Raw genomic sequence first — 2,029 nt, forward strand, 5'->3', positions numbered from 1 at the left:
CCACCACGGATGAGTGCGACCGGGCCGTGCAAGCCTGGGCTCGCGAACGGAGCCAGACTCGCCGGCCCGTCCGCTTCACCTGGCAGGCCGCAGCATGATCAGGAACTTCCCGAGCTGACCACTAGGGCTTGGGACACGGCCTGCCTCTCGAAGGCGTGGCGGCCGGTCAGCGTCCAGATGTCGGCGTAGTCCTTCATCCGGGAGTTGGCGTCGCCCAGGGCAATGGCGGTGCAGATCTTTGCCGCGAGCACAGTCTCCAACGGGTACCCCAGGACGGTCACGGGCGCACTGCCCGGCCGCACGGACGGCGACTGCACCGGGCGGGGACCGAGAGTGACGGGGTCGCCGAAGTTGATGTCGAGGCTCACCTTGATCCGCGCGGTCGCGAGCTCCGCGGCGAACATGACCCGGACGCCCGCGTACAACCCCTCCTCGCGGATGGTGCGAGTTCGCACGCTCGACGCGTCGAAGGTGATCCCATCGGCCCCGTCGGGATCCGGCTGGGTCGCGATCTCGATGACGGCCGCGGCGATGGTGTCGTGGTCGGCAGGGCTGGTGCGGTCGACGGGGGTCACCGGGCTCCGGCGATGTCGAGAGCGGTCAGGGTGATGGTCGCGATGCGAAGGGCGCGGGCGTAGCGGTAGACCTCGGCTCGGCGCGCGTCCGGGCGTGCGAGGTAACGGTTCAGTGCGCTGTAGGCGACGTCGTGGCCGAACCGGTGGCGCAGGCGCAGGAGGTCGACGACGGTGCGGGCCGGGTCGTAGACGGGCACGAACTCCCCTGGAGCGGCCTCGATCTCGGTGACGCCCAGCTGGTGAGTGGCCGGGTCGAACCGCAGCACGGTGGTCGGGGGCTGGGTGATCCGAGGTGGGTGCGTTCTGCTCGAGACCGCGATCTGCACCTCGAACGGTGCGACGTCGGTGAGGTCGTGGACGGCGGCCGCGCTGAGGGTGCAGACCACGGCGTTCGGGGCCCGAAGGTTGATCGCGAGCAGGTCCGGGTGCGTCGGCGGGGGTGCGTCGGCGTGGCGAAACACCCCGCGGGACAGCTCGACGACCTCACCGGTGTCGCGCCAGCGGTACAGCGCACGGGTCGAGACCCCGGCCGTCCGGGCCTGGCCCGCAGTGAACGTCGGCGGGAGCGTGTCGATCTCCACGAGACAAAAGTACACACCGAATAATCAGCAGTGTATGGATTTGTTTCGGGGTCACCCTCCGAGGCGGCCAGGTCCAGCAGCTCGCAGGCCTGGCACCTGCCCGAAGGCGCCCTCGGAAACGCTGGCGGCCAGCACGACGAAGGCGGCCTCGTCCGGGACCTCGTCCAGGTCGACGCTGACGCGCTCCTCCCCGCCGGTCTCGGTGCTGCCGCGCCCGAGGTGGCGCGCGGCGCCCTCCGGCGAGGTGGTCTGGTTGTAGAAGACGAAGCGCCCGTCGCTGAGCACCCGGCGGTCGGCCCCAGCAGCAGCGCGGAGGCGTCGATGTCCGCTACGCCGTCACTGTCCTCGTCCCAGCTGAGCACCGCGCGCAGGCGCCGGGCCTGCGCGGGCAGCGCCCGGTTGGCACCCCGCGGCAGCGTCGTCTCCCCCACCCGCGCAGTCTCACCCAGGCCCGCGGTTTCCGCAGCGAACCAGCGCAGGACGTGCGTCTCCGAGCACCGGTGCTGCCGTCGAGCACCGCCGCACCACCAGCTGGTCGGACCCTGAGGCGACCGCCGAGGCGTGACCCCCGCGAGCGCCGGCGGCACCTCCGCCACGACTGCGGCGAAAACGCCCCCCTCGACCACCACGAGCCGCGACAATGGCGCCCTCCGGCACACACCTGAAGGAACGGCAGCCTGGCCATCTCCCGTAGGCGGTCCCCGCTCGAACAGGCCCGACGTCCGCACGGCGCGTGGCTGGCCGCCCGGAACGTGTCAAGGCGGTTGAGGCCAGCAGGTGTTAAGCAGCTGAGCTGTGCTCGGCCTGCGCAGGGTCGTCGGGTCGGTTGATCCAGGCGCTGGTCGGCAGGTCGAGGATCTTCGGCAGGGCCGG

At 71.3% G+C, this 2,029-nt stretch carries 2 protein-coding genes and 1 pseudogene; all 3 read right to left on the reverse strand.

The window, feature by feature from the left end; all coding sequences use genetic code 11:
* Positions 1-98 precede the first annotated feature (98 nt).
* On the reverse strand, positions 99-575 hold the full coding sequence (locus ACRYM0_RS20785) for a nucleotidyl transferase AbiEii/AbiGii toxin family protein (RefSeq protein ID WP_432507751.1): 477 nt from the start codon (positions 573-575) through the stop codon (positions 99-101).
* Complete coding sequence (locus tag ACRYM0_RS20790; protein WP_432507752.1) at positions 572-1,156, reverse strand: type IV toxin-antitoxin system AbiEi family antitoxin domain-containing protein; 585 nt, start codon at positions 1,154-1,156, stop codon at positions 572-574. The genes ACRYM0_RS20785 and ACRYM0_RS20790 overlap by 4 nt, the downstream gene beginning before the upstream one ends.
* A gap of 51 nt (positions 1,157-1,207) precedes the next feature.
* Positions 1,208-1,444 (reverse strand): annotated as a pseudogene (locus tag ACRYM0_RS20795) (TerD family protein); the annotation flags it as partial.
* Positions 1,445-2,029: the final 585 nt, after the last annotated feature.

Origin of the sequence: Kineococcus arenarius subsp. arenarius (genome assembly GCF_050871845.1) — a bacterium.
Taxonomy (GTDB): Bacteria; Actinomycetota; Actinomycetes; order Actinomycetales; family Kineococcaceae; genus Kineococcus.